Origin of the sequence: Duganella aceris (assembly GCF_011090165.1) — a bacterium.
GTDB lineage: Bacteria > Pseudomonadota > Gammaproteobacteria > Burkholderiales > Burkholderiaceae_D > Rugamonas > Rugamonas aceris.
The window spans coordinates 172,833-198,210 of the sequence record NZ_JAADJT010000001.1 but is presented as its reverse complement, the minus strand read 5'-3'; the positions used below and the strand labels follow the sequence as shown (position 1 = coordinate 198,210).

Annotated in this window: 24 protein-coding genes; 10 read left to right on the top strand and 14 right to left on the bottom strand. The window is 65.3% G+C overall.

The window, feature by feature from the left end:
* Positions 1–69 precede the first annotated feature (69 nt).
* Entirely contained in the window at positions 70–372 is a 303-nt protein-coding gene (locus GW587_RS00880; protein ID WP_166097479.1) for a PsiF family protein, read from the bottom strand.
* A gap of 144 nt (positions 373–516) precedes the next feature.
* Between GW587_RS00880 and GW587_RS00875 the strand changes: the two genes are divergently transcribed.
* Both GW587_RS00875 and GW587_RS00870 read left to right on the top strand, forming a co-directional pair.
* Entirely contained in the window at positions 517–1,044 is a 528-nt protein-coding gene (locus tag GW587_RS00875) for a superoxide dismutase family protein (RefSeq protein WP_229259241.1), read from the top strand.
* A 42-nt stretch (positions 1,045–1,086) separates the two neighbouring features.
* Complete coding sequence (locus tag GW587_RS00870) at positions 1,087–1,863, top strand: MGMT family protein (RefSeq protein ID WP_166097477.1); 777 nt, start codon at positions 1,087–1,089, stop codon at positions 1,861–1,863.
* Here the strand turns inward: GW587_RS00870 and GW587_RS00865 are convergent.
* The 5 genes from GW587_RS00865 to GW587_RS00845 form a co-directional block, all read right to left on the bottom strand.
* The gene (locus GW587_RS00865) at positions 1,824–3,338 is read right to left on the bottom strand and encodes a tryptophan halogenase family protein (RefSeq protein ID WP_166097475.1); all 1,515 of its coding nucleotides are present in this window, start codon (positions 3,336–3,338) and stop codon (positions 1,824–1,826) included. The two genes, GW587_RS00870 and GW587_RS00865, sit on opposite strands and share 40 nt — an antisense overlap.
* Positions 3,339–3,356: 18 nt before the next feature.
* A complete protein-coding gene (locus GW587_RS00860) occupies positions 3,357–4,361 on the bottom strand; it encodes a cupin-like domain-containing protein (RefSeq protein ID WP_166097473.1) in 1,005 nt (334 codons plus the stop codon).
* Positions 4,354–5,055 carry a SapC family protein gene (locus GW587_RS00855; RefSeq protein ID WP_166097471.1) on the bottom strand — a complete coding sequence of 234 codons (702 nt, stop codon included), beginning with the start codon at positions 5,053–5,055 and terminating at the stop codon, positions 4,354–4,356. The genes GW587_RS00860 and GW587_RS00855 overlap by 8 nt, the downstream gene beginning before the upstream one ends.
* Positions 5,056–5,064: 9 nt before the next feature.
* Positions 5,065–6,591, bottom strand: a complete 1,527-nt coding sequence (locus GW587_RS00850; protein WP_166097470.1) for a tryptophan halogenase family protein — start codon at positions 6,589–6,591, stop codon at positions 5,065–5,067.
* A gap of 86 nt (positions 6,592–6,677) precedes the next feature.
* Positions 6,678–9,599 carry a TonB-dependent receptor gene (locus GW587_RS00845; protein ID WP_229259240.1) on the bottom strand — a complete coding sequence of 974 codons (2,922 nt, stop codon included), beginning with the start codon at positions 9,597–9,599 and terminating at the stop codon, positions 6,678–6,680.
* Positions 9,600–9,874: 275 nt separating this feature from the next.
* Between GW587_RS00845 and GW587_RS00840 the strand changes: the two genes are divergently transcribed.
* Together GW587_RS00840 and GW587_RS00835 are read left to right on the top strand one after the other, a co-directional pair.
* On the top strand, positions 9,875–10,708 hold the full coding sequence (locus GW587_RS00840; protein WP_207393299.1) for a polysaccharide deacetylase family protein: 834 nt from the start codon (positions 9,875–9,877) through the stop codon (positions 10,706–10,708).
* The gene (locus tag GW587_RS00835; RefSeq protein ID WP_166097467.1) at positions 10,695–11,705 is read left to right on the top strand and encodes a LacI family DNA-binding transcriptional regulator; all 1,011 of its coding nucleotides are present in this window, start codon (positions 10,695–10,697) and stop codon (positions 11,703–11,705) included. Before GW587_RS00840 ends, GW587_RS00835 begins: the two co-directional genes overlap by 14 nt.
* Before the next feature lie 90 nt (positions 11,706–11,795).
* On the opposite strand, the gene GW587_RS00830 is transcribed toward GW587_RS00835, so the two are convergent.
* Both GW587_RS00830 and GW587_RS00825 read right to left on the bottom strand, forming a co-directional pair.
* The gene (locus GW587_RS00830) at positions 11,796–12,755 is read right to left on the bottom strand and encodes an SDR family NAD(P)-dependent oxidoreductase (protein ID WP_166097466.1); all 960 of its coding nucleotides are present in this window, start codon (positions 12,753–12,755) and stop codon (positions 11,796–11,798) included.
* 10 nt (positions 12,756–12,765) lie between these two features.
* Positions 12,766–13,521: an SDR family NAD(P)-dependent oxidoreductase gene (locus tag GW587_RS00825; RefSeq protein ID WP_166097465.1), complete on the bottom strand. Its 756-nt coding sequence runs from the start codon at positions 13,519–13,521 to the stop codon at positions 12,766–12,768.
* 114 nt (positions 13,522–13,635) lie between these two features.
* On the opposite strand from GW587_RS00825, the gene GW587_RS00820 reads away from it, so the two are divergent.
* A complete protein-coding gene (locus GW587_RS00820; protein WP_166097463.1) occupies positions 13,636–14,217 on the top strand; it encodes a TetR/AcrR family transcriptional regulator in 582 nt (193 codons plus the stop codon).
* Positions 14,218–14,223: 6 nt separating this feature from the next.
* On the opposite strand, the gene GW587_RS00815 is transcribed toward GW587_RS00820, so the two are convergent.
* Complete coding sequence (locus tag GW587_RS00815; protein WP_207393298.1) at positions 14,224–14,682, bottom strand: FKBP-type peptidyl-prolyl cis-trans isomerase; 459 nt, start codon at positions 14,680–14,682, stop codon at positions 14,224–14,226.
* A 66-nt stretch (positions 14,683–14,748) separates the two neighbouring features.
* Here GW587_RS00815 and GW587_RS00810 point away from each other — a divergent pair, with 66 nt between their 5' ends.
* Positions 14,749–15,288, top strand: coding sequence for a DUF2058 domain-containing protein (locus GW587_RS00810; protein ID WP_166097461.1), 540 nt, complete (start codon positions 14,749–14,751; stop codon positions 15,286–15,288).
* 3 nt (positions 15,289–15,291) lie between these two features.
* On the opposite strand, the gene GW587_RS00805 is transcribed toward GW587_RS00810, so the two are convergent.
* Positions 15,292–17,304 carry a S9 family peptidase gene (locus tag GW587_RS00805; RefSeq protein ID WP_166097459.1) on the bottom strand — a complete coding sequence of 671 codons (2,013 nt, stop codon included), beginning with the start codon at positions 17,302–17,304 and terminating at the stop codon, positions 15,292–15,294.
* Positions 17,305–17,472: 168 nt separating this feature from the next.
* Here GW587_RS00805 and GW587_RS00800 point away from each other — a divergent pair, with 168 nt between their 5' ends.
* On the top strand, positions 17,473–18,168 hold the full coding sequence (locus GW587_RS00800) for a glutathione S-transferase N-terminal domain-containing protein (RefSeq protein ID WP_166097457.1): 696 nt from the start codon (positions 17,473–17,475) through the stop codon (positions 18,166–18,168).
* Positions 18,169–18,175: 7 nt separating this feature from the next.
* Here the strand turns inward: GW587_RS00800 and GW587_RS00795 are convergent, their stop codons facing one another.
* Complete coding sequence (locus GW587_RS00795) at positions 18,176–20,854, bottom strand: bifunctional acetate--CoA ligase family protein/GNAT family N-acetyltransferase (RefSeq protein WP_166097455.1); 2,679 nt, start codon at positions 20,852–20,854, stop codon at positions 18,176–18,178.
* Between the two features lie 106 nt (positions 20,855–20,960).
* On the opposite strand from GW587_RS00795, the gene GW587_RS00790 reads away from it, so the two are divergent.
* Positions 20,961–21,803 carry a substrate-binding periplasmic protein gene (locus tag GW587_RS00790; RefSeq protein ID WP_166097453.1) on the top strand — a complete coding sequence of 281 codons (843 nt, stop codon included), beginning with the start codon at positions 20,961–20,963 and terminating at the stop codon, positions 21,801–21,803.
* A 13-nt stretch (positions 21,804–21,816) separates the two neighbouring features.
* Here GW587_RS00790 and GW587_RS31120 read toward each other — a convergent pair whose 3' ends face one another.
* Both GW587_RS31120 and GW587_RS00785 read right to left on the bottom strand, forming a co-directional pair.
* Positions 21,817–21,978: a type 1 glutamine amidotransferase family protein gene (locus GW587_RS31120; RefSeq protein ID WP_229259239.1), complete on the bottom strand. Its 162-nt coding sequence runs from the start codon at positions 21,976–21,978 to the stop codon at positions 21,817–21,819.
* Positions 21,975–22,643, bottom strand: coding sequence for a type 1 glutamine amidotransferase domain-containing protein (locus tag GW587_RS00785; protein ID WP_229259238.1), 669 nt, complete (start codon positions 22,641–22,643; stop codon positions 21,975–21,977). The genes GW587_RS31120 and GW587_RS00785 overlap by 4 nt, the downstream gene beginning before the upstream one ends.
* Before the next feature lie 205 nt (positions 22,644–22,848).
* On the opposite strand from GW587_RS00785, the gene GW587_RS00780 reads away from it, so the two are divergent.
* Entirely contained in the window at positions 22,849–23,178 is a 330-nt protein-coding gene (locus GW587_RS00780) for a type II toxin-antitoxin system CcdA family antitoxin (RefSeq protein WP_166097452.1), read from the top strand.
* A complete protein-coding gene (locus GW587_RS00775) occupies positions 23,159–23,473 on the top strand; it encodes a CcdB family protein (protein ID WP_166097449.1) in 315 nt (104 codons plus the stop codon). The genes GW587_RS00780 and GW587_RS00775 overlap by 20 nt, the downstream gene beginning before the upstream one ends.
* 72 nt (positions 23,474–23,545) lie before the next feature.
* Here the strand turns inward: GW587_RS00775 and GW587_RS00770 are convergent, their stop codons facing one another.
* Positions 23,546–25,327, bottom strand: a complete 1,782-nt coding sequence (locus tag GW587_RS00770) for a DUF885 domain-containing protein (protein ID WP_166097447.1) — start codon at positions 25,325–25,327, stop codon at positions 23,546–23,548.
* Positions 25,328–25,378 lie beyond the last annotated feature (51 nt).

Genomic DNA, 25,378 nt, shown 5'->3' with positions numbered 1-25,378 from the left:
TGTGCCAGAGAAATATTTTGGCCCATAAAAAAACGCCATCCGTTGGGATGGCGTGCTGGAGGACGGGGCTTATTTGTTGCTGAGGCATTCCTTCATGAAGGCCTTGCGGTCGTCGCCTTTTTTGCCGGTGGCGTCCGCGTTACATTTTTTCATTTTGTCCTGCTGCGTCAGTTTCGGTTCCGGCGAGGCGGCGGGTTTGGCGCTGAGGCATTCCTTCATGAAGGCCTTGCGCTCATCGCCTCTTTTGCCGGTGGCCTCGGCGTTGCAGGTTTTCATCTTGTTTTGCTGCGCCGTCGGCTCGGCGGCGAACACGGCGCCGCTCAGCGACAGGCTTAACGGGAAAAGCAGGCTGGCAACGAACAGTTTTTTCATTCTCATTTCCTCGCAGGTCGAAAAAAGGCGGACAAGGCGGGCTGCTTGCCACGGGATCACTATAACTGAGATCGAAGGGCGCGCACAAATCATAAAAGTAGTGCAACAATAGCGTTCTGATTATTTTCTTTTTGGAGAACCATAATGCGCGTTTCCTCGATCTCCCGCCTGATGGCGGTTTGCCTGGCGCTTGCCGCCGCCGGTGTGGCGCAAGCGGCCACCAGCGCCCAGGCCGAACTCAAGCCGACCCAAGGCAGCGCCGTCAGCGGCAAGGCCAGTTTTAAACAGCAGGATGGCAAGTTGATGATCGACGCCGAAATCAAGGGCCTGACGCCCGGCGTGCATGGTTTCCACCTGCATGAAAAAGGCGATTGCAGCGCGCCGGACGGCACCAGCGCCGGCGGCCACTTCAATCCGGGCAGCCAGCAGCACGGCGATCCGGCGCACACGGCCCACCACGGCGGCGACTTCGGCAACCTGACGGCGGACGCCAGCGGCAAGGCGGTGCTGAAGCTGAGCGTGCCGGTCAGCCAGATCTCGCTGGACGACGGCGCCGCCGGCAACATCGTCGGCCGTGGCCTGATCGTGCACGCCGACGCCGACGACTTCGTCACCCAGCCGACCGGCAACTCCGGCAAGCGCCTCGCCTGCGGCGTGGTGGTCGCCAAGTAAGCGAACTTCCGCCGGCGCGAGCCGCGCGGAGTTCGAGCGCCGATGCAGGCCACGGCAACCATACAGCGCCTTTACCTGAAGCGCGCGCGCGGCGAAGCCGGCGTGGCCTCGACGGTGGTGCACTGCACGGCAGGCGTCGGCATCGACGGCGACGTGCACGCCAACCGCCTCAGTCCGCGCCAGGTGCTGGTGACGCTGACGTCGGAACTCGACAGCCTGGGCATCGCGCCCGGCGCCTTGATGGAAAACATCGTAATCGCGTGCGACCGGCCGGCGCTGTTCCGGCCCGGCGCGGCGCTGGTGGGCGCTTCCGGCGTCGAGATCCGGCTGACCATGTTTTGCGAGCCGTGCCGGCGCATCGCGCATCTGGCGCCGCGTTTGTCCGGGCTGTTGCACCGGCGCGGCGTGCTGGGCGTTGTTGTCGCCGGCGGCGCGCTGCGCGTCGGCGAGTCCATCGCGCTGGTCGCGGACAGATATCCGGCGCTGCCGGAATCGCCTTACCAAAAATTTCTGGATTTTTTACCGACGGTGCCGTGTGGCCGCGTGGTGCGCTACGCCGACGTGGCGATCGCCATGGGCGTCGCCGACAGCTTCGTGCGCGCGCTGCCGGGCTATATCCGGCGCAGCGCGGGCGGCGACTTGCCGCTGCACCGCATCGTCAACGCGCGCGGCGGCTTGCTGGATATCGTTCCCGACCAGGCAAAAAAATTACAGGCCGAGGGAGTCGCCATCCTCGGCAACTCCGCCAGCCTGCAAAAATACGCGTGGCAGGGGCCGGATCAAGCGGCCTTGCTTGCCGACTCCGGACGGCCGCAGTAGCGTTCGACGTAGGCCTGGTGCGTCGGCAACTGCACCACGGTGCGGTCGACGGCGGACTTGATGCTGCCGAGGAAGCCCTTCAGTTCGGCGTCGCCCATCAGGTCGGCGGTCTGGTGGTGCGACTTCGGCATGATGCCCTGGCCCAGCATCACCTGGATCCACGAGTTCTCCGCGAACAGTTCGTTCGGGATGCGGAACACGCGGCCGGTTTCGCGGAACAGGTCGATGCGGTGCTGCAGCGAGGCCGGGATGCTCATCTCGCGCGCGTCGATCCAGAACTGCGAGTCGGTGCGGTTGTTGACGTGGTAGTGCAGGATGATGAAGTCGCGGATGTGGTCGATCTCGCGGTTGCACTGGGCGTTGTACTCGTCGATGTCCGATTGCTGGATGCCGTCCGACGGGAAGGCTTGCATCAGCCGGATGATGCTGCGCTGGATCAGGTGGATGCTGGTCGATTCGATCGGCTCCAGGAAGCCGCTCGACAGGCCGATGGCGACCACGTTGCCCTTCCACGTGTTGCGCCGCTGGCAGGGTTTGAACTTGATCACGCGCGGTGTGATCAAGGCCTTGCCTTCGACGTTGGCCAGCAGCTGCTTCTGCGCGCTTTCCTCGTCCAGGTGGCGGCTGGAGAACACGATGCCGTTGCCGACCCGGTGCTGCAGCGGGATGCGCCATTGCCAGCCGGCCGAGTGCGCCATCGAGCGCGTCAGCGGCACGGCGTCCGCCACCGCTTCGGTCTGCACCGCGATGGCGCGGTCGCAGAACAGCCATTCCGACCAGTCCTCGACCGGTTCCTGCATCGCGTCGCCGATCAGCAGCGCGCGGAAGCCGGAGCAGTCGATGAACAGGTCGCCTTCGATTTCCTGGCCCGATTCCAGCACCACCGAGCGTACGTCGCCGTTGTCGTGCTTGTTGTAGCTGACGATCTTGCCTTCGATGCGCTGCACGCCGCGCGGCTCGCTGAAGCGGCGCAGGTATTTGTGATAGCGGCTGGCGTCGAGATGGTAGGCGTAGTTCATGCCGTTGTTCGGCAGGTGGGCGAAGCGGTGCTCCTTGGACGCCTTCAGCTCCAGGCAGTAGTCGCCGTAGTCGCTGGCCAGGCCGCGCTCGACGCCCTTGTGCCAGAAGTGCTGGAAGCCGGCGGTCCAGTGGTCGGTGCCGGTGATGCCGAACGAGTGGATGTAGTCCTGCTTGACGTCGCGCCAGCTTTCGAAGCTGATGCCGAGCTTGAACGTGGCCTGGGTCTCGGCCATGAATTCCTGCTCGTTGATCTCCAGCAGGTTGTGGAAGTTGATCAGCGTCGGAATCGTCGCTTCGCCGACGCCGACGGTGCTGATTTCGTCCGATTCGATCAGCTTGATGTCGAGCAGCTTGCCCAGCACCTTGGAGATGCCGGCCGCCGCCATCCAGCCGGCGGTGCCGCCGCCGACGATGACGACGCGGCGGATGGGTTGACGATTGTTCGGGTCACGCATGTCTTGTCTCCTGAATTGTTAGCGGTTCATTTTCTTCAGCAATTGCGCACGCAGCGCGCGGGCGCCGTCGTCATCCAGCGGCGCCAGGACGCCGTGTGCTGTGGTCGGGATGTGTGCGGCCGTGTCTGAGTCGGCTTCGAATATGTAATGGCGGAAGATCTCCTGCCAGGCCAGCCGCTGCTCGGCCGGCAGGTCGCGCATGGTGAGGAAGGCCAGCATCAGCGCGTTGGTCGGGGTGTCCATCCAGTCCGGCGACTGGCGCCACCAGTAGTTGACCAGCACGTTGAACGGGTCCAGCGCCTCGATATGGTGCCACCACATCGACGGGATGAAGATGGCGTCGCCCGGCCCCAGCGTCGCGCTGTGCGCGTGCTCCAGCGCCTCGGCGTATTTCGGGTGGCGCTCGAAGTCGGGCTTGAGCATGTCGACCAGGCTGATCGCCTGGCCGGCCGGCGTGAAGTCCAGCGGGCCGACGTACAGGTTCTTCAGCTGCGCCGGCGGGAACAGCGTGAAGCGGCGGTGACCGGCCGCCACCACCGCGATGTTGTCCGGCACGTCGTAGTGGGCGGCGATGCGGGTGCGGTTGCCGATCCAGATGCTCATCAGCGCGTCGCGGCCGCCGAGGCCGAGGTCGTTGTGCTCGCGGAAGCCGGGCAGGCAGGTCTCGACCGTGGTCGAGCCGACATAGACCGTCGGCGCAGGATTCATCTCGCGCTTGGCGATGATCTCGTCCAGCACGGCGGTCAGCTTGGCGTGCACCGGGTAGAAGTTGAAGCCGCTGAGGTCGTCGTTGTAGAAGAAGCGGCCGGCCGAGTCCGGCCCGCCCAGCATGGCGCCGACCGTGGCGCCTTGATAATGCCGGCGCAGGTAGGCATCGCCTTCCCGGTCGGAGGCGATGCCCGCCCGCACCATCGGCCAGCTCGCGGCCAGGCCGCGCAGGATCAACGGTTGGGTGGATGTGAGGATCTCGTCGCCCAGGTCGTTCGGACCCAGGCCGGCGATCTCGCGGATAGCTTTAGGCATGGAGGGCGTTCTTGCGCTCGATGAGAGCGCGGAAATTCGACAGCGAGGCGATCGCCAGGTAGATCGGTTGCAGCAGCCCGGCCAGGTGCAGCCTGGCGATGGCGTCGCCGCCCAGCGCGGCCAGGCGGTCTTCGTTGATGGTGTAGAAGCCGACCAGGCGGTTCTGCGAGCCGTCGTCCAGTTCCACGTCCAGCACGAAGCTTTCCAGCAGCTCATGCTCCAGCAGCGCGGCCAGGAAGGCCGGCGAGCCTTGCAGGCCCTGGTGGATGGCGCCCAGCAGCGAGGTCGACTGCTCCAGGAATTCGCTGTTGCCGCCGTGCTCCTTGAACACGGCCAGGCCGTCGGCATCGCTGACGCGTGGGCTGTCGAGATCGATATGCACCATCAGCTCGTCGCCGCTGATGCCGATCTGGAACGGCTGGCGCTCGACCAGCATCGGCAGGTACAGCGCATCCCAGCGGCCATCCTTGAGGAACAGGTTTTCGCCCTCCTGGAAGCCGAACAGCGCCACCGGCTCGAAGCCGAGGCCGTCCGTGGTCTTGCGGAACACGATCGGGTAGCAGGCCTGCACGTCGCGGAATTCGGACGGGAAGGTGGGCGTCAACATCTGGTTGTCGCCGAATTCGGCGCCGCGACGGGTGATGACGCGCAGGTTTTTGTGGTCTACATTGTTCAACAACACTGATTTAGGCATATCGTCTCTTTATATTTTTTTCAAGCCATGATGCTTGATATGGTCGATGAGCGCGCGATTGTCGGGCAGCGCGCCCAGCATTTTTTTCGTTAATGTAGCAGCTTCCTGGAAATACCCGTCCGCAGCGGCCGCCTGTTGCGGCCTGGCCACGCCGCTGAATTCGCTGCGATAGCCCATGCCGTACAGAATATATTGATAGCTGGCCGACGGGAAGACCTCTTCGATGCGGTAGAAGTCGCTGCGCGACGGTGCGCGGTGGCGCCACAGCGTCAACAGCTCGCCCAGGCGCTCCGGCACCAGCGACGTATTATCGCGCCAGTAGGCGGTGTCGCGGCGGCGGCTCAGTACGTAATGCAGCTTGAGGAAGTCGATCACCCGTTCCCAGCGGTAGGTGAAGGCTTCGTTGAAGCGCTTGGCGACGATGTCCATCGCGGCGCGCGTGGCCGGCAGGTCGTCGCCGACCATGGCCGCCGACATCTCCACGATCGCCAGCGCCGACGCCTCCAGCGGTTCGATGAAGCCGGCCGACAGGCCGATGGCGACGCAGTTGCGGTGCCAGAATTTTTCGCGGTAGCCGGGATTGAAGCTCAGCTTGCGCGGTTGCGGGATGTCGCGCGGGCCGCCGGTCTGGACGATGTAGGCGCGCAGCTCGGCCTCGGCCTGGTCGTCGCTGATGTGGGCGCCGGAGTAGACGTGGCCGACGCCGCGCCGGGTCGGCAGGCCGATGTCCCAGATCCAGCCGGCGCTTTGCGCGGTGGACGAGGTCTGCGAGGCGATCGGGTGGTTGTCGCTCGGGTAGGGAATCTGCACCGCCAGCGCCGAGTCGTTATACAGCACGTGCTTTTGCGGGATCAGCGGAATGCCGTAGTGCTGGCCCAGCAGCAGCGATTGCATGCCGGTGCAGTCGATGAACAGGTCGCCTTCGAGCGCGCCGTGCTGTTGCGTCTGCAGGGAGGCGATGTCGCCGTTGTCGGCCGGATTGACGGCCGTGACGTTGTCCGGCACGTAGCGCACCCCCAGTTTTTCCAGGCAATGCTTGCGCAGGAAGGTGCCAAACTTGCCGGCGTCCAGGTGGTAGCCGTAGTTGGCGACGGCGGCGAATTCCGGCGTCATCACTTGCTTCGGCGCGCGGCCGTGCACGCACAGGTGCGGCTGGAAGCTGACCAGGTCGGCGAACGGCACGTCCGGATGCTGCGCCTGCCATTGCTCCGGCAGGTTCACTTCGCCGTAGCCTTGCGGCAGCACGAAGGGGTGGAAATAGTAATCGTCCTCGGCGCCGTCGACCCAGCGGTTGAAGCGCGAGCCCTGCTTGAACGAGGCGTCGCATTCGCGGAAGAAATCGGATTCGGACACGCCGATGCGATGCAGCGTGTCGCGCATGCTGGGCCAGGTGCCTTCGCCGACGCCGATCGGCGCGATGTCGGGCGATTCGATCAGGGTGACCTGCACCGGCGAGCCTTGATGCCCGGCCGCGATCAGCCCGGCCGTCAACCAGCCGGCCGAGCCGCCACCCACAATCACGATGCGTCGGATCATGTTTCTAACCTAGAAGAAGTTGCTTGAAGTTTAACCGAAAAAAGCCGCTGACTGGCAGCGGCTTTTTGGATCGCGACAGGTTCGGCTTAGAACTTGTAGCGCGCGCCGATCATGTAGCGCGGACCGGACTGGGTGACGGATTCCAGCTGCTGCTTGGTGCGGCTGTGCACGCGCTGGATTTCGTTGGTCAGGTTGATCGCCTCCAGCTGGAAGCTGAGCTTCTCGTTGAAGTTGTAACCCACGCTGACGTCCACCTGGCCATACGCTTCGACGTATTGCGGATTCGGACCCGCGCCGTCGAAGGTCGACGCCAGGAACTCGCCGCGCCAGTTGTAGGCCAGACGCGCGGTCCATTTCTTGTCTTCGTAGATACCGACCACGTTCGACGAGTTGGACAGGCCGACCAGCGCGAACTGCTCGCCCAGCTTGGCGTTGTCGTACTTCAGGTTCGAGTGCACATACGTGTAGTTGGTCGACACGCCGAAGCCGCTGTTGCCGAACATGTGCTGCAAGTTCACTTCCAGGCCGTTCAGGCTGGCCTTCTTCTGGTTGGAGAAGGAGGTGATGCGGAAGTTGGCGATCGGATCGTTCGGCTGGCCGACGATGGTGCCGGTGGCGTTGCCGTTCGCATCAGGTCCACGCGTCACGCCCGGCGCGGTCGGATGGTTGCGGAAGATGTAGTTGCGGATGCAGGTGGTGTCCGCGCCCGCGCAGCCATTGGCCAAGGCCTCGTTCCACAGCGCGCCGCCGACCGGCGTGTGCAGGTTGAACGGGGTGCCGACGACTTGCGACTGGCCGGCGTAATTCTCCAGGTTCTTCTTGAAGTAGCCCAGCGAGAAGAAGTTCTGCTGACCGTAGTACCACTCGTAGGACAGGTCGAAGTTCTTCGACTTGACCGGTTTCAGCGCCGGATTGCCGGCGTTGCCGGTGCCGCCGTCGGTACGCACCAGCGAGTTCAGCGTGGTGCCGCCCTGGATCTGGTCGTAGCGCGGACGGCCGATGGTTTCGCCGTAGCTGAAGCGTGCCTTCTGCGACGAGGTCAGCTCGATGTCGGAGTCGAAGCTCGGCAGGAAGTGGTGGTATTTGCCGGTCAGCGTGGTGAAGGTCGGATCGCCGAAGGTGATCGGCAATTCGTTCTGCGACACCCAGCGGATGTCCACCGCCGCCGGCACCAGCGCGGTCGAGACCACGTCGGTGGTTTCGTAGCGGCCGCCGATCGAGGTGCGGATCGGGAACCTGGTGTCCCAGTCGGTGTTGAACTGAATGTAGCCGGCCTTGGTTTTTTCCTCGGTGCGGGAGTCGTTGTCGAAGGTGTTCTTCGGCAGGTACAGGTTCGGCAGGCCCGAGGCGGCGGCCGCCAGCTTGCGCACCTGGTCGAAGTTGAAGGTGTAGAACTGGTTGAACAGCGCCGGGTTGTTGTGGCCGCTGATCTGGTCGAAGTACTGGCTGACCGATTCCTTGTGGAACACGTTGCTCGGATAATCGGACGCCTTGGTGGCGCCGCCCCAGGTGTCGCGCTGGTTGTTGGAGAACGCGGAGCGGTTGTCGACCTTGGTGTCGCCGAGGCCGAATTTCAGCTCGGACGCTTCCAGCACTTTCCACGCGCCCTTGACCTGGGTCTGCTCGACCTCGCCGCGCATGTAGGAGTTGGTGAAGTTCGAACCGGTGACCTGCTGGCCGGCCTTGACGAAGTCGGCGCCGGAAATGCTCAGCACCGGGAAGTCCTTGCTGAAGTCGGCGCTGGTGTCGCCGCGGCTGAAGCTGGAGGTGCCCAGCACGTTGCTCGAACCGAACGGGCTGTCGGCGCCGGAGGTGGCGGTCGAACGGTGGGTGTCGAGCTCGAAGCGCAGGTCTTTGGTCGGTTTCCAGATGGCGTTGAAGCCCACCGATTTGTTTTGCGTCTTGGTGGCGAAGTCGGCCGCGCCCATCGCGATGTCGCTGTTGCCGGCGGGGATTTGCTCGGTGTACACCAGCGGGCTGGAGACCGGACCCTTGGTCCACGAGCTGGTCGACGGGCCGAAGTTGAACCAGGCCGACAGGTCGTTGCGCTTGGTCTGGATCTTGTTTTCGGAGTAGGTGTAGTCCAGCGTGGTGACCAGCGTGTCGACCGGCTTGTATTGCAGCGTCAGCTGGGCGTTGGTGCGCTGGCGTTTGACGCCGTTGAAGTTGTAGTTCAGGTTTTGCGGCACCGAGTACAGGTCGGTCGGACCCGGACGGTTGGTGATGCCGGTGTTGCCTTGTGGGATGGTGCCCCAGTTGTTTTCATCGCCACGGAACGGACCTTTCCAGCCGTTGGAGACGGCGGCGGTGTTGTAGCCCAGGTTGCGTTCCTGGTAGCTGCCGGAGACGGCGACGCCGAACTTGTTGTTGTCGAAGGTGTTCGAGTAGATGCCCGACAGTTCCGGCGTCAACGAGTTGCTGGCCTTGATGTCGCCCGGCAGGTTGTCGTTGGAGCTGTCGTACACGCCCTTGACGCCGACGCTCGAATGCAGGCCCGGACGGTCGAACGGACGCGCGGTCATGACGTTGATGGTGGCGCCGATGCCGCCGGTCGGCGATTCGGCGCGGCTGGTTTTATACACCTGCAGCTGCGAGATCGCTTCCGACGCCAGGTTGGCGAAGTCGAAGGCGCGGCCGTTCAGGTCGCCCAGATTGGAGGTCGGCATCTGGCGGCCGTTCAACAGCACCAGATTGAAGTCGGGGCCGACGCCGCGCACGGTGATCTTCGAGCCTTCGCCGATCGAACGGTCGATCGACACGCCGGAGATGCGTTGCAGCGATTCGGCCAGGTTGGTGTCGGGGAATTTACCGATGTCCTCGGCCACGATCCCGTCGACGATACCGTCGGAATTGCGCTTCAGGTTCATCGACGAGAACAGCGACGCGCGCAGGCCGGTGACGACCACGCTCTGGACAGGGACGTCCTCGCCGGCCTTGGCCACCGGCGCTTCCTGGGCGAACACCGGTGCGGCGGCCGCCGCGCAGGCGCTGGCCACAGCCAGGGTCATTAATTTTTGTCGTGCCTTCGGATAATACATGTTGTCTCCTATGTTTTTATAATCAGCTTTAAAAACAGCTCTCTGCCACTGCCCGCCCTGTCTCGCCTGCGCTGTCTGCCTGGAAAGACACTTGGAAAGGTTTCCATTCAATGTGGCAAATATAGCACCGATCGAATTTCAAAGTCAATTTGCAATGCCGCAAAAACGTGCACAGGTTTTCGTTGACATAGGGGAGAAGCCCGGGCACCATGATCTGGTAACGTTTCCAAAAAGAGACACTGCTCATGAAAGTAGCGAGTTATTTGACGATGGCGGCGGCCTTGTTGTCGCTCCAGCAATCCGCGTCGGCGGCGGCCGGCGCTGAGGCCTTCCGTTGGCCCAACGGCGCCCGGGCGGCGGTCAGCCTGGCCTACGACGACGCGCTCGATTCCCAGCTCGACCACGCCATTCCGGCGCTGGACAAATACCAGCTCAAGGGCAGTTTTTATCTGCAACTGTCGAATCCGGCCGTGGACCGGCGCATGACGGCGTGGCGCGCGGCGGCCCGCAACGGCCACGAGCTGGGCAACCACAGCCTGTTCCACCAGTGCTCGCTGAAGGCGCCCGGCCATGAATGGGTGCAGCCGCAGCGCGACCTCGACACCACCAGCGTGGCGCAGATGCGCGACCAGGTGGCGGTCGCCAACACCATGTTGTACGCCATCGACGGCAAGCGCGAGCGCACGTATACCGTGCCGTGCGGCGATGTGATGGCGGGCGGCGTGGCCGGCGGCGCCAGCTACCTGGCGGCGATCGCGCCGGACTTCGTCGCCATCAAGGCCGGCGGCGGCGACGCGGTGACGGCCTCGATGGCGGCGCTCGATCCGTACGCGGTGACGGTGCTGGCGCCGGTCGGGCTCAGCGGCAAGGAACTGATCGCGCTGGTGGAGCAGGGCGCGGCCAAGGGCACGATGGTCAACTTCACTTTCCACGGCGTCGGCGGCGACTACCTGACGACCAGCGCGCAAGCGCACGAGGAACTGTTAAAGTATCTGGCGGAACATCGCACAACCTACTGGACGGATACTTTCTTGAACATCATGACCTATGTGAAAAAGCAAAAACGTGGCGACCATTAAAGACGTGGCCCGCCTCGCGGGCGTCGGACTGGGCACGGCCTCGCGCGTGGTCAGCGGCAAGGGATCGGTGTCGGCGGCCACGCTGGCCAAGGTGCGCGCGGCCATCGACGAGCTGGGCTTCCGGCCCTCGCACGCGGCGCGCTCGCTGCTGTCGGGATCGAGCCGGATGATCGGCGTCTATATCCCGGTGCTGAGCGGCACCTTCTACACGCCCATCCTGCAGATCATCGACACCGAGCTGCGCGCGGCCGGCCTGCACATGGTGGTGGCCTTCGGCGCCGGCCTGGGCGGCGCGCGCCAGCAGGCGATCGAAGGCACCGAGTTCCTGATCGAGCGCGGCTGCGACGGCCTGATCCTGATGACCAACGTGCTGCTGGAGGAGGACATCGCCGCGCTGGGGCCGGCGCCGACGCCGATGGTGGTGCTCAACCACGGCTTCGACAGCATCGCCGCGCATTGCTTCACGGTCGACCACACGCTGGGCGGCAAGATGGCGGCGCGCGCCTTGCTCGACCACGGCCACCGCGACATCGCCGTCGTGGCGGGCCCGGCCAGTCTGCCCGACAACGTGGTGCGGATCGCCAGCTTCATGCGCGAGCTGAAGGAGGCCGGCATCGACACGGACAACATGTGGATGGTGGAAAAGGACTTCTCGCCGGCCGGCGGCTGGTCGGCGGCCAAGGAGTTGATGGAGTCGGGCCACCGCGCCAGCGCGATGTTCTGCGCCAATGACGAGATGGCGGTCGGGGCGCTGTCGTATTTCCAGGAGGCGGGGATCCGCGTGCCGCACGAGCTGTCGGTGATCGGCTATGACGATACGCCCAGCGCCGAGTTCTCCGCGCCGCGCCTGACCACGGTGCACATGCCATGGCGCGAGATGACGCAGAACGGCGTCAGCGATTTGCTGAACCGCTGCTACGACCTGCAGCGGCCGGTGACGCGCAACTACCCGGTCAGCGTCACCTTGCGGGCGTCGCTGGCCAGGGCGGGCGCCTAGGCGCCTATTATGGGCGCCGCGCGGCGGCCAGGTTGGCCAGCAGTTGCGGCCGCCGATGGTGCCCTATTGTGGCGATGATGCCGCTGGGGGTTACGCTACCCACTCGACGCTTTTCGCCCACAGCCGCGCGGCGCTGACGGCGTCCAGCGCGTACAGGCGGACGCCGTCGGCGAACGGATTCGACGTGTCGTTGACCGGCGCGATGGCGCAGTCTTCCAGATAGTGCCCGCCGATCTCATCTTTGTTCGCCACCACCGCAGCCCAGACCGAGGTCGCGGCCGCCTGCGGGATGGATTTCAGCTCGCCCGGCGGCAGGCCTGCCTCGGCGCGCGCCTTGCCGACGGTTTCGAACAGGCCTTGCAATTCCTGCGGCGAGAAGTTGCGCGGCAAATCGGTGAGGCTGTTCCCCGGCATCACCGCCACGGCGCGGATGCCGCGCGCGCGATGGCGGCGGTCGAACTCCGCCGCGAACAGCGTGCCGGCGGTCTTCGAGCGGCCGTAGGCGACGAAGGGAGCGTATTCCTGGTGTTCGAAATTCGGATCGTCCAGATCGACATCGGCGACGCGATGCGCCTGCGACGACAGCACCACCAGCCGTCCGCCATCGGCCAGCAGCGGTTCGATGCGGTTGACCAGGGCGAAGTGGCCGAGGTAGTTGGTGGCGAACTGGGTTTCGAAGCCGTCGACCGTCAGGCCGAACGGCGTCGCCATGACGCCGGCGTTGGCGATGATGGCGTCGAAGCGGCGGCCATCGGCCAGCAAGCGCTCGGCGGCGGCGCGCACGCTTTGCAACGAGGCCAGGTCGAGCGCGATCAGGCTCAGGCTGCCGCCGGCCTGCGACGCGGCGTCGCGCACCGGCGCCGTGGCCGCCTCGGCTTTCGCCGGATCGCGCACCGCGCCGACCACGTCGGCACCGCGCGCCGCCAGTGCGCGCGCGGTTTCCAGGCCGATGCCGGACGCGGCGCCGGTGACCAGGAAGCGCTTGCCTTTGAGATCGACGCCGGCAAGCACCTCGTCGGCGGTGGATTTTGCGTTGAATTCAGCTGTCATATTGTTCTCCTTAGATGCCGAGGCCGCCGGCCACGTCGATGACGCCGCCGGTGATGTAGCCGCCGTTCGGGCCGGCCAGGAAGCAGACCAGCGCCGACACTTCCTCCAGCGTGGCGATGCGGCGGATCGGGTGCAGGTCCATCAGCGCGTCGGGCACGCCGTCGCCAAGCACGTCGGCCGCCATGTCGGTCGGCATCACGCCGGGCTGGACCACGTTGACCGTGATGTCGCGGCCGCCGAGGTCGCGCGCCACGCCCTTGGCGTAGCCGGCGATGGCGGCCTTGGTGCCGGCGTAATCGGCGGCGCCGGCGAACGGCACCCGGCCGCCCAGCAGCGAACCGATGAAGATAATGCGTCCCCCGTTCGACAGCAGCGGCGCGGCGGCGCGCGTGGTCGCCACCGCTCCCATGACGTTGACCTGCCATTGGCGGTCGAGGTTCAGCGTATCCAGATCGGGCGCGTCGACGGTCTTGCCCTGCACCGCGATCGCGGCGTTGTTGACCAGGATGTCGAGCTTGCCGAAATGCGCCACCACCTGGTCGATCAGCGGCTTGGCGGCGGCCGTGTCGGCCTGGTCGCTCTGGATCGCGATCGCGCGCACGCCCTTGGCTTGCAGTTTCTCGACCACGGCTTGCGCCTTCTCGGCCGAGGACACGTAGCTGATCGCCACGTCCGCGCCCTGGTCGGCCAGCGCCTCCGCCGTGGCGGCGCCGAGTCCGCGCGAACCGCCGGTGACGAGGGCGACTTTTCCGTTCAATGTCTTCATCTCTATCCTTTCGATTTTTCAGTAACGATCGTTATCGTAACGCTTAGTATATAATTTAGGAATAGGCTGTCAAGCATTTTCGTAACGGTCGTTATTAAAAAATGAGGTGAGCTGATGGGACGCCATCGCGAATATGATGAGGAAAAAGTGCTCGACGCCGCGCTGTGCGTGTTCTGGCGCAAGGGCTACGAGGGTGCGTCGTATTCCGACCTGACCGCCGCCGCCGGCGTGGAGCGGCCGGCGCTGTATTCGGCGTTCGGCGACAAGAAGGCGTTGTTCCGGCGTGTGCTGAATCGCTATCAGGAACGCTTCATGAACCACATCCCGGAAGCGCTGGCGCTGCCGACGGCGCGGGAGGTGGCGCGGCACATGCTGTACAGCTCGGTCGAGCTGAACACGCGCTTTCCCGACCATGCGGGATGTCTGGGGATAAACGGGGCGATGGCGGGCGCCGATGAATCGGAATCGGTGCGCCAAGCCCTGATCGATTTTCGCGCCGGCGGCGAGACGCAGCTGCGCGAGCGTTTCGAACGGGCGCAGGCCGAAGGCGACCTGCCGCAGACCGCCAAGCCGGCCGCGCTGGCGGCCTTCATGATGGCGGTGCTGCACGGCATGGCGGTGCAGGCCAAGGCCGGCTTCAGCCGCGAGATGCTGGAAGCCGTGGCCGAGCAGGCGCTGGCCGCCTGGCCGAGTTAGCGTTGCTTAGCGGACGTCGAGCAGCTCGACGTCGAAGATCAGGGTGGCGTTCGGCGGAATCGGACCCGCGCCGCCTTCACCGTAGCCCATGCTGGCGGGAACGATCAGCGTGCGCTTGCCGCCGACTTTCATGCCCTGCACGCCATCGTCCCAACCCTTGATGACCTGGCCGGCGCCCAGCGAGAAGCTGAACGGCTCGCGGCCGACCGAGGAGTCGAACTGGGCGCCGTGCTGCTGTTCGGCTTTCGGCTCGTACAGCCAGCCGGTGTAGTTGACGACGGCGGTGGTGCCGGCGACCGCTTCCTTGCCGGTGCCGGCCTGGGTATCGATCTTTTGCAGCGGCGCCGCTGCTGCGGCGGTGGCGGTGGCGGTTTCGGAAGCGGCCGGCGTCTTGGCGCGGTCGCAGCCGGCCAACGCCAGCGTGAGGGTCAGGCCGAGGGCGCAGGAGGACAGCAATTGTTTCATGGGTTCTTTCGAGGTGGTTGCGTAGGCAAATGATATGCTATCGCCTTTCCGTGGGGAGTGGTAATTATGGTCTCATTACAAGAACAGTTGTTGAAAGCCGGCTTGATCGAAAAGAACAAGGCCAAGGTCGCCAACCAGCAGAAGAGCAAGCAGCAAAAAGAGGAACGCCGCAGCGGCACGCAGAGCGTCGACGAAGCGCGCCTGGCCGCGCAGGAAATCCAGCGCAAGAACGCCGAACGCGCGCGCGAACTGAACGCGCAGCGCGACGCCGCCGCCCAGCAGAAAGCCATCATGGCGCAGATCGCGCAGATGGTGCAGCAGAACCGCCAGAGCAAGGGCAATCATGGCGAGATCGCCTACAACTTCACCTTCGGCACCAAGATCGAGCGCATCTACGTGACGCCGGCGGTGCGCGAGCATCTGGTGGCTGGCCGCCTGGTGATCGTCGGCCTGAACGGCGCCTACGAGCTGGTGCCGCGCGTCATCGCAGACAAGATCGCCGAGCGCGACGCCTCGCTGGTGGTGCGGGTCAACAAGTCCACCACCGAGGTGGAAGAGGACGATCCATACGCCGCCTTCCAGATCCCCGATGATTTGATGTGGTAAAAATTACTCCATCGCTTCCTTGAGCCCCGGCGCGAACTCGGCGCCGTGCTTGACTTGCGCGGTCGACGGTTTCAGTGCTTTGCCGATCGGCTCGCTGCGGCCGTCCAGGCACTTGGCCAGGAAGTTCTCGGTCACGGCGTTGAAGGCGATGTTGTTGACCGGCCGCGCGAAGCCATGGCCTTCGTCCGGGAACACCACGTAAGTCACCGGGATGTTCTTGGCCGCCATCGCCGCGACGATCTGGTCCGATTCGGCGACGTTGACGCGCGGGTCGTTGGCGCCCTGGCCGATCAGCAGCGGCCGCTGGATGTTGGCGGCGAAGTTCAACGGCGAACGTTCCTTCAGCAAGGCCTTGCCGTCGTCGGTGGTCGGATCGCCCATGCGTTTGTAGAACTGCTGCTTGCCCGCTTCCCAGTACGGCGGGATCGTTTGCAGCAAGGTGAACAAGTTGGACGGGCCGACGATGTCGACTCCGCAGGCGAAAGTGGTCGGGGTGAACGCCAGCCCGGCCAGCGTGGCGTAGCCGCCGTAGGAGCCGCCCATGATGGCGACCTTGTCGGCGGTGGTGACGCCGCTCTTGATCGCCCATTGCACCGCGTCGATCAGGTCGTCATGCATCTTGCGGCCCCATTGCAGGTCGCCGGCCGAGATGAAGTTCTTGCCGAAGCCGGTCGAGCCGCGATAGTTCACCGACAGCACCGCGTAGCCGCGATTGGCCAGCCACTGGTGGTAGCCGTTGTAGCCGTAGCCGTCGCGCGCCCACGGGCCGCCGTGCACCAGCAGCACCAGCGGCGCCGGCTTGCTGGCCTTGCCCGAACCGTCGGCGTCGGCCGCCTTCGGCAAGGTCAGGTACGACACCAGCGTCAAGCCGTCGCGCGCCTTGATTTCCTGCGGATACATCTGCGCCAGCGGCGCGCCTTCCAGTTCCGGACGGGTCACGTACAGCTGCGTCAGGCGTCTGGTCTTGCGCTCGTACAACCAGGTCGCCGGCGGCGCGGTGACCGGGTCGACCGCGACCAGCCATTTGTCGTCGGCGTCGGTGCGCGAGGCGATGCTGAACTGGCCTTTGATGTTTTTCTTCAGGAACTCCAGATCGCCTTTCAGCGCGGGCGACAGCGCCACGTACTCCTGCTTCAGGTAGCTGACGTTGTAGGCCTGCACCACGCCGGTCTGGGTGTCGTACAGCGCGTCGGCGATGTCGGCGCGCTCGTCCTGCGCCACCACCGTCATCTTGCCGCTGGCGACGTCCTGCGCCAGCAGCGCCGAGGTGTTGCGGCCGCGCGAGTCGGTCCAGTACAGCGTCTTGCCGTCGGCGGTGAAGGTCAGCGGCGCGGTGGTTTGCGAATCGTCGAGGCCGACTTCGGCCAGCGGCTTCTCGTCGACCTTGCCGTCCTTCAGCAGATAGTAGCTGCTGCCGCCGTCCGGACGCGACTTGGCCGTGCCGCGCAGCGTCAGCATCTCGTCCGCCAGGAAGCCGGCATAGCCGTCGTTCTTGAACAGCAGCGTCAGCTTGCCGGTGGCCAGTTCCAGGCTGTAGACGTCGTGCCAGCGCGGATCGCGGTTGTTGAGGCCGACCAGGATGCGGTCCTTGATCCTGGTGCTGGTCGCGACCACCCGCACCCGGGTCTTCTCGAACGGCGTGAAGTTGGTCTGCTTGCCGCTGACCACGTCGACGCCGTACAGCAGGAAGTTCTCATCGCCGCCCTTGTCCTGCACGTACATCAGCTGCTTCGAATCCGGCGACCAGAAGGCGCTGCGGATCGGGCGGGTTTTTTCCTCGGTCAGCGGACGCGCCTTGGCCGGATCGGCGGCCGGCGCCACCCAGACGTTGAGCACGCCATCGCGCGGCGCGACCCACGACAGCCACTTGCCGTCGGGGCTGATGCGGCCGCCGGTCTTGCTGGGATTGCCGAAGATCTTGGTGCGCTCGATCAGCGGTACGTCGGATGTCTGGGATTGGGCATGGGCCGGCAGCGCGGCGGCGAACAGGACAACGGGCAATGCGTAGCGGATCATATGGACCTCATCGTTGTGGAGGAAATGAAAAGATTGCGTAGCGATGATAGAGCATCGCCGAGTTGCCATGTTGATCACGCGACAGGCTGCAGATTCCGGGGTATGGGCGGCGTCGGCAAAGGATGAAAATTCCCTGTACGCTATGCGCATTATTTTCAGGAGAAACCGATGAGCAAGCTGACCGACTTCCAGATCAACGACAAATGGCCCGCCGAACATCCCGAGCGGCTGCAGCTGTATTCGATGCCGACGCCGAACGGCGTCAAGGTCTCGATCATGCTGGAGGAAACCGGCCTGGCCTACGAGCCGCACCGCATCCCGCTGGACCAGGACGGCGTGCAGTCGTCGCAGTTCCTGTCGCTCAATCCCAACAACAAGATCCCGGCCATCATCGATCCGGACGGCCCGGACGGCAAGCCGCTGGCGCTGTTCGAATCCGGCGCGATCCTGCTGTACCTGGCGGAAAAGACCGGCCAGTTCCTGCCCGCCGACGCGGCCGGGCGCTACGAAACCATCCAGTGGCTGATGTTCCAGATGGGCGGCGTGGGGCCGATGTTCGGCCAGGTCGGCTTCTTCCACCGCTTCGCCGGCAAGGAGTACGAGGACAAGCGTCCGCTGCAGCGCTACGCGGCCGAGGCCAGACGCCTGCTCAACGTGCTGGAGCAGCGCCTGACCGGCCGTGACTGGATCATGGGCGAGCAGTACACCATCGCCGATATCGCCACCTTCCCGTGGGTGCGCAACCTGGTCGGCTTCTACGACGCCGGCGAGCTGGTCGGCTTCAACAACTACCCGAACGTGGCGCGCGTGCTGGCCGCCTTCGTCGCGCGTCCGGCGGTGGCCAAGGGGCTGACCATTCCGTAAGCGGCGGCTACAGCGCCTTGCTGCACAGGCGGAAATCCGGATCCTCGTCGTACGGACGGATCTTGAAGCCGAGGCTGGTCATCAGCTTCAGCATGCCGGTGTTCTTGCTCAGCACCAAGCCGTCGATTTCGCTCAGGCCCTTGTCGCGCGCCACGTCCATGATGCCCAGCATCAGGCGCGTGCCCAGGCCCTGGCCGCTGAAGCGGTCGTCCACCAGCAGCGAGAATTCGCAGCTGCTGCGGTCCGGATTGGCGATGTAGCGCGAGACGCCGATGATGCGCTCGGTCTCGATGAAGTCGCCGGTGACGCCGGGCTCGCGTTCGGTGCGCACCGCCACCAGCGCCATTTCGCGGTCGTAGTCGATCAGCGTGTAGCGCGCCAGCATCTGCACCGACAGCTCGCGCAGCGACGAGGCGAAACGGTAGTAGCGCGACTTCTCCGACAGCCCGCGCACCAGCTCCTGCAGCATCGAGGCGTCGTCCGGTTGCACCGGGCGCAGCGTGTAATGGGCGCCGCCGCGCATCGGCCATTCCTGCGTGTAGTTCGATGGGTAGGGCAGGATCGCCATGTGGTCGTAGTGGTGCGCCGACGGCGGCGCGGCGTCGATGACGATGCGGGCGTCCACCACCAGCGCGCCGTGCTCGTCGACGATCAGCGGGTTGATGTCCATCTCGCGCAGCTGCGGCAGCTCGCACACCATCTCCGACACCCGCAACAACATCTGCTCGACCGCCTCGCGCTGCGCCGGCGGCGCGCCGCGCCATTCGCCCAGCGTGTTGGCCGAGCGCACCCGGCCGATCAGGCGCTGCGCCAGGAACAGGTTCAGCGGCGGCAGTTCGACCGCGCGGTCGTTGATCAGTTCGATCATGGTGCCGCCGGCGCCGAAGCTGATCGCCGGCCCGAACAGGCGGTCGGTGACGACGCCGATGTACAGCTCGCGGCCGAAGCGCTTGCCGGCCATCTTCTGAACCGTCACGCCGTTGATCTGCGCCTCGGGCAGCAGCCGGCGCACGGTGGCCATCATGTCGTTGTAGCCGTCGCGCACGGCGGCGGCGCTGGCCAGGTTCAGCGTCACGCCCTGCACCTCGGACTTGTGGCTGATGTCGGGCGAATCGATCTTCAGCGCCACCGGATAGCCGAGCTGGCTGGCGATCATCATCGCCTCGCTGGCGTTGCGCGCCAGGATGGTCTGGGTGATCGGAATGTGGAAGGCCGCCAGCAGCGCTTTCGACTCCATCTCGGTCAGCACCTTGCGGCGCTCGGCCAGCACGCCTTCGATCAGCAGGCGCGCGCCGTCCAGGTCGGGCTCGGCCAGCTGCGACAGCGGCGGCGGGGTCTGGTGCAGCAGCTGCTGGTTCTGGTAGAACGAGGCGATGCTGCTGAAGCCGTCGACCGCCGCCTCCGGCGTGCGGAAGGTGGCCAGGCCGGCGGTGTTGATGATCTGGCGCGCTTCGGCGACCTTCTTGTCGCCCATCCAGCAGGTCAGCAGCGGCTTGCCGAGGCCGGCGTTGAGGGCGCTGACGGCGCGCGCCACCGCCGCCGGATCGCCGCCCAGCTTGGGCGAGTAGATCACCAGGATGCCGTCCACCTGGCCGTCGCGGGCGCAGGCCTGGACCGCCGCGACGAAGGCGTCGGCGTCGGCCTCCTCGGACAGGTCGAGCAGGTTGGTCAGCGTGGCGTGCGGCGGCAGTTGCGGCGCCAGCGCCTGCACGCTGGCGTCCGAGAGGCGCGCCAGTTGCAGGCCGAGTTCGTCGATCCAGTCGGCCGCCAGCACGCCGGGGCCGCCGCCGTTGGTGACCACCGCCAGCCGTGGTCCGACCGGGCGGTAGCGCGAAGCCAGGCATTTGGCGGCCGAGAACAGCTGTACGAACGATTTGACGCGGACCGCGCCGGTGCGGCGCAGCGCGGCGTCGAACACCTCGTCGCTGGCGACGATGGTGCCGGAGTGGGTCAGCGCCGCCTGCGACGCGGCCGCGGCGTTGCCGGCCTTGAGCACCACCACCGGCTTGGTGTTGGCGGCGCCGCGCAGCGCCGACAGGAAGCGGCGCGCGTCGGTCAGGCCTTCCATGCAGATGACGATGCTTTGCGTGGCCGGATCGGTGGCGAGGAAGTCCAGCGTCTGCGCCAGGTCGACGGCGGTGTTGGCGCCCAGCGAGACCACGGTCGAGAAGCCGACCGCGTTCTGGCTGCCCCAGTCGAGGATGGCCGAGGTCAGCGCGCCCGATTGCGAGATCAGCGCCAGGCTGCCCGGCTGCGCCAGCTCGCCCGCGACGCTGGCGTTGATGTTCAGGCGCGGCCGCTGGTAGCCGAGGCAGTTCGGCCCGAGCAGGTGGATGTCGTGCTTGCGGGCGATGTCGTGCAGCTCGCGCGCCAGCGCACCCTCGACGCCGGTCGACAGGATCAGCGCGGCGCGGCACTGGATGCGGCCGGCCACCTCCAGCGCGAACGCCAGCTCGTCGTTGGGCAGCGCGATCACGGCCAGGTCGGCGCGGGTCTGGGCCAGGTCGGCCAGGGTGCCGCTCATGCCGACGTCGAGGAAGGTCACGGGACCGGCGAAGCCGCCTTGCTCCAGCTGGGCGCGGATGCCGCGGCCGAAGCTGGTCTGGGTCTCGGGCTGGTCGGCCTTGCCGGCGAAGACGACGATGGACTGGGGGGCGAAGAGCGGGGTCAGGTAATGGGTTTCCATGCCGAGATGATAACCGCAACCGCCCTCGCGGCGGCAAACCGCGCGGCTCCGGCGCCGTTGACGTGCATGCTACTATCGACGGATGTCCGAACGCAGACGATTAATCTTGGGTGGGTTGCTGGCGCTGGCGTGTCCGCGGGCGGGCGCCGCCACGCCGGTGCGCTATCCGCAATCGGAATCGCAAGGACAGGGGAATCGGCCGGAACACTATCCGGTGCGGCTGCTGCAGCTGGCGCTGGAACGCGCCGGCCAGGATTACGCGCTGCAGGCGACGTCGGTGATGATGCGGCAGAACCGCAGCCTGGCGGAACTGAGCAACGGCCGGGTGATCGACGTGATGTGGACCATGACCTCGCAGCAGCGCGAGCGCGATCTGCTGCCGATCCGGATTCCGCTGGACATGGGCTTGATCGGCTGGCGGCTGCTGCTGATCCGCAAACGCGACATGGCGCGCTTCGCCGCGATCCGCAGGGTGGCCGAGCTGCGGGCGCTGGACGCGCTGCAGGGCCACGACTGGCCCGACACCGACATCTTGCGTGGCAACGGTTTCAAGGTGCAGACGGCGTCCGACTACGCCGGCATGTTCAAGATGCTGGAGTCGGGGCGGGTCGATTATTTTCCGCGCGCCGTGTTTGAAATCTGGAACGAGGCGCAAGCCTTCGCGGCGCAGGGGCTGGTGGTCGCGCCGGGGCTGGCCTTGCATTACCCGGCCGCGTTCTACTACTTCGTCAACCGGGCGAACACCAAGCTGGCGGCGGCGATCCAGGAAGGGCTGGAAAGCATGCTGGCGGACGGCAGCTATGAGCGGCTGTTCCAGGACTACTTCGGCGAGATGGTGGCGCGTTCGGAGCTGGGCGCGCGGCGCGTGTTCGAGTTGCGCAATCTGCTGCTGTCGCCGGCCACGCCGCTGGCGCGCCGGCAACTGTGGTACCGGCCGGCGCGGCCGTGATGCTACTGCTGGATCAGCGCAGCTTTTTCAGCATGGCGAGCGCGACCGCCTTGGCCGACTGCGGATTCTGGCCGGAGATCAGCTCGCGGTCTTCCACCACGTTTTCGCTCCATGGCTTGGCTTCGACGAAATCGGCGCCGGCGGCGACCAGGCCGTCCTGCGGGAACAGCTTCATGTGGCCGCCGTTGAGAAGCCTTTGGCCTGTTCTTCCTCTTCGTTGGTGAAGGCCGTCATCTTGTAACCGGCGTAAATCCATTGCGACGCTTGCGGGCGCTGGCCGGCTTCCAGCTTGCCCACATAGCCGCGCGCATCCGGGATGGCGGACAGCAGGGCGATGGTGCCGTGGCAGGTCAGGCCGGTGATCTTGTGGTTGTTGTGGAAGTTGGTCAGCAGTTCGCCCAGGCTTTTATCCTTCAGCAAATCCTGCATCGGGATATGGCCGCCGGGCACGAACACCGCGTCGAACTTGTCGTAGCCGATTTTCTTCACCTGCGCCAGGCTGATCGCCGGCGACGCGGTCTTGTTGGTGAGCTTGAGCGTGGCCAGCAGCGCCTTGCTTTCCTGGCGCGCCTTGTCGTTGCCGCCCCAGAAATTAACGTCGTCCGATTTCTGATCGGCCGACGGCGCCTTGCCGCTCGGCGTGGCGAACACCACGGTGTGGCCGGCGGCGATGAAGGCCTGGACCGGCTCCATCAACTCGTTGAGGAAAAAGCCGGTCTGCATGACCTTGCCGTCCTTGAGATCCAGCTTGTCCTGGTCGGACACGACCACCAGCACGGTGCCAGCGGAGGCGACATTGGCGGCGGCGGCCAGCAGGCCGGCGATAATGGTTTTTTTCATTTACAACTCCCGATGAAGCGGGCGGCTTGCCCACGGATAACGGCAGCGTATTGCACCTGTCGGGAGCTGTAAATGTGCTGAATTTTACTTTACTTGTTACATGAGGTAATTTTGAGAGGTGACGCTGCTGCCAGACACGGTGTACTTGCGGTTGTTGACATGCTTTTGACGGCGTCGCATGATGGCATGAAAATGTGGAGGCGATATGCTGAAAGAAGTAGGCGCCAGCGGCCAAATATCGCTGGGAAAGAAATACGCCGGTAAGTTGTTTGACGTAATCCTTCATCCGAATGACAGATTCGAGTTAATACCGGTGGCAACCGCGTCACCGCAGGCACCACAGATTTGTCAGGTACCCGATGGATGGGTGCCGCCAGGTGGTTACGATGGTTGTACGCAGTGGTCGCTGGACAATCGCGTGGCGCTGGAGGATTACGCGCGCCAAATCGAGGAAGAGGGAACCGCCGCTGAGCAGCTACAACGGTTTCTCGCGGAACATCCGGAAATGCTGGCTGATGACCATGGCGAGATTTGATGTATTCGTTAATCCCAACCCCGCCGCCCGTCATCTGCTCTATGTGGATGTGCAGAGCGACTTCGTTCGTGTCAGCACCCGGTGGTGTATCCCGCTTGCCGCCCATGTGCCGCCAAAAGCAATCGTGCAAGGTGCACAAGCCCTGATCGAGGTCGAGCAGCAACAGTACGTTCTGGACACGCCCAACCTTCTGGCCGTGCCAGCGCGGCTGTTGCGTCACCCGGTCACCCGGTTGTCCTCGAACGATCAGCTGGTTGCAGAGACCTGTATTGAGTTCATGCTGCGTGGATACTGAAGGTTCCAGGGACCAGGCAAAGTTGAGCCACGACGCAAGGACTTTCGCACCAAGCGCCGTGGGGAAACGCGGTCAGCCTTTCTTCTGCGTTGCGATCCAGCGATTGACCGCCGCGTCGAGCACGTCGAGCGGCACCGCGCCGTGCGACAGCACCTCGTTGTGGAAGGCGCGCAAATCGAAGTCCTTGCCCAGCGACTTCTCGGCGCGGGCGCGCAGTTCGCGCAGCTTCAGCTCGCCGATCTTGTAGCTCAGGGCCTGGCCCGGCACCGCGATGTAGCGCTCCACCTCCTGCACCGCCGTCACCTCATCCTGCGGCACATTGTCCTTGAAGTAAGCGATCGCCTTCTCACGCGTCCAGCCCTTGGCATGGATGCCGGTATCGACCACCAGCCGCACGCCGCGCCAGACTTCGGCGGTCAGGCGGCCGACCCACTGCCACGGGTCGTCGTACATGCCGATCTCCTGGCCCAGCATTTCGCTGTACAGGCCCCAGCCTTCCGAAAAGGCGGTGCTGTTGCCAAAGCGGCGGAAGGCCGGCAGGCCGGCGGTCTCCTGCGCCAGGCTGCGTTCGAAGTGATGGCCCGGAATCGCCTCGTGCAGGAAGAAGGCGTTGGTGGTGAAGCGGGTGCGCGTCTCCGGTTTGTAGGCGTTGTAGTAGAACACGCCCGGACGTTTGCCGTCGACCGAACCGCGCTGATAGGAGGCCGGCGCGGCGCTCACCTCGCGGAAGGTCTCGACCGGACGGATCTCGAACGGCGCCTGCGGCACGCGCGCGAACAGCTGGCCGACCTTGGCCTCGACGCGCGGACGCAGCGCCTCGTAGGCCGCCTGGATTTCGTCGCGCGACTTGAAGCGCAACTCGGGCGCGGTGTTGAGATAGTCGAAGAACTGCTTCAGCGTGCCCTGGAAGCCGACCCGCACCTTGGCCTCCTCGAACTGCGCGCGGATGCGCGCCACTTCGCGCAGGCCGATGTCGTGGATCTCCGCCGGCGTCAGTTCGGTGGTGGTCGAGCGGCGCGCCAGGAAGGCATACCAATCCTGGCCGCCGGGCAGGGCGCCGGTGCCGGCCGTGTCGCGCCCGGCCGGCAGATAGGTGTCGCGCATGAAGGCCAGCAGCTTGCGGTTCGCCGGCGCCAGTTGCTCGCGCACCAGCTTGCCGTAGGCCTCGGTCAGGCGCGCCTTGTCGGCGGCGCTGAAGGCGGCGGGGAAGTTTTTCACCGGGCCCATGTAGGTGCTGGTCGCGAGATCGTCGGAGCCGACATTCTCCAGCTGCGGCAGGACGCGGCGGATCAGCGCCTTCGGCATGACCACGCCCTGCGCGATACCGGTCCGCATGTCGGCCATCATGCCGTCGACCGCAGCCTCGTAGCCGGCGGCGCGCTGCAGCCAGTTGTCGTAATCGCGCACGGTCTGGAACGGCTGCGCCGAAGTGCCGGAGCCGAGCTGGGCCATCGACAGGTGCAGGCCCGAGAACTGGTCCACCGGCACCAGGTCGGACGGGAAGCGCAGGCCGTCGAGCACCTGTTGCAGGCGATAGCGCAGCAGGTCATAGCTGATGCGGTCTTCCGGCGGCAGCGGCGAGGGATCGAATTCGGCGCTGCGCGCCAGGTATTTTTCCGCCAGCGCGCGGCTCTGCGCGCGCTCCTCGGCCGATGCGACGGCGCCGAAGCGGTCGTTGTAGCGCTGGTCGCCGTTGAAGGTGGCGGCGATCGGATTCTCGCGCAGGTAGTCTTCCCAGTAATCGGCATACAACTGGTTCATCTTTTCCGGCGTGGCCGGGACTTTGACTTGGGCGAAGGCGGGCAGGGCCGCGCACAGCAGGGTGCACAGCAGCAGCGGCAGAGAGCGGGACATGTATTCCTTTAGTGGTTGCAAGCAATAAAAGGATAGCATGAGGTGGCACTG

Bases quoted from the DNA above. Each gene is read 5' to 3' on its own strand.
- GW587_RS00880 (WP_166097479.1), bottom strand. From the start codon at position 372: ATGAAAAAACTGTTCGTTGCCAGCCTGCTTTTCCCGTTAAGCCTGTCG.
- GW587_RS00875 (WP_229259241.1), top strand. From the start codon at position 517: ATGCGCGTTTCCTCGATCTCCCGCCTGATGGCGGTTTGCCTGGCGCTT.
- GW587_RS00870 (WP_166097477.1), top strand. From the start codon at position 1,087: ATGCAGGCCACGGCAACCATACAGCGCCTTTACCTGAAGCGCGCGCGC.
- GW587_RS00865 (WP_166097475.1), bottom strand. From the start codon at position 3,338: ATGCGTGACCCGAACAATCGTCAACCCATCCGCCGCGTCGTCATCGTC.
- GW587_RS00860 (WP_166097473.1), bottom strand. From the start codon at position 4,361: ATGCCTAAAGCTATCCGCGAGATCGCCGGCCTGGGTCCGAACGACCTG.
- GW587_RS00855 (WP_166097471.1), bottom strand. From the start codon at position 5,055: ATGCCTAAATCAGTGTTGTTGAACAATGTAGACCACAAAAACCTGCGC.
- GW587_RS00850 (WP_166097470.1), bottom strand. From the start codon at position 6,591: ATGATCCGACGCATCGTGATTGTGGGTGGCGGCTCGGCCGGCTGGTTG.
- GW587_RS00845 (WP_229259240.1), bottom strand. From the start codon at position 9,599: ATGACCCTGGCTGTGGCCAGCGCCTGCGCGGCGGCCGCCGCACCGGTG.
- GW587_RS00840 (WP_207393299.1), top strand. From the start codon at position 9,875: ATGAAAGTAGCGAGTTATTTGACGATGGCGGCGGCCTTGTTGTCGCTC.
- GW587_RS00830 (WP_166097466.1), bottom strand. From the start codon at position 12,755: ATGACAGCTGAATTCAACGCAAAATCCACCGCCGACGAGGTGCTTGCC.
- GW587_RS00825 (WP_166097465.1), bottom strand. From the start codon at position 13,521: ATGAAGACATTGAACGGAAAAGTCGCCCTCGTCACCGGCGGTTCGCGC.
- GW587_RS00820 (WP_166097463.1), top strand. From the start codon at position 13,636: ATGGGACGCCATCGCGAATATGATGAGGAAAAAGTGCTCGACGCCGCG.
- GW587_RS00815 (WP_207393298.1), bottom strand. From the start codon at position 14,682: ATGAAACAATTGCTGTCCTCCTGCGCCCTCGGCCTGACCCTCACGCTG.
- GW587_RS00810 (WP_166097461.1), top strand. From the start codon at position 14,749: ATGGTCTCATTACAAGAACAGTTGTTGAAAGCCGGCTTGATCGAAAAG.
- GW587_RS00805 (WP_166097459.1), bottom strand. From the start codon at position 17,304: ATGATCCGCTACGCATTGCCCGTTGTCCTGTTCGCCGCCGCGCTGCCG.
- GW587_RS00800 (WP_166097457.1), top strand. From the start codon at position 17,473: ATGAGCAAGCTGACCGACTTCCAGATCAACGACAAATGGCCCGCCGAA.
- GW587_RS00795 (WP_166097455.1), bottom strand. From the start codon at position 20,854: ATGGAAACCCATTACCTGACCCCGCTCTTCGCCCCCCAGTCCATCGTC.
- GW587_RS31120 (WP_229259239.1), bottom strand. From the start codon at position 21,978: ATGAAGCTGTTCCCGCAGGACGGCCTGGTCGCCGCCGGCGCCGATTTC.
- GW587_RS00785 (WP_229259238.1), bottom strand. From the start codon at position 22,643: ATGAAAAAAACCATTATCGCCGGCCTGCTGGCCGCCGCCGCCAATGTC.
- GW587_RS00780 (WP_166097452.1), top strand. From the start codon at position 22,849: ATGCTGAAAGAAGTAGGCGCCAGCGGCCAAATATCGCTGGGAAAGAAA.
- GW587_RS00775 (WP_166097449.1), top strand. From the start codon at position 23,159: ATGACCATGGCGAGATTTGATGTATTCGTTAATCCCAACCCCGCCGCC.
- GW587_RS00770 (WP_166097447.1), bottom strand. From the start codon at position 25,327: ATGTCCCGCTCTCTGCCGCTGCTGCTGTGCACCCTGCTGTGCGCGGCC.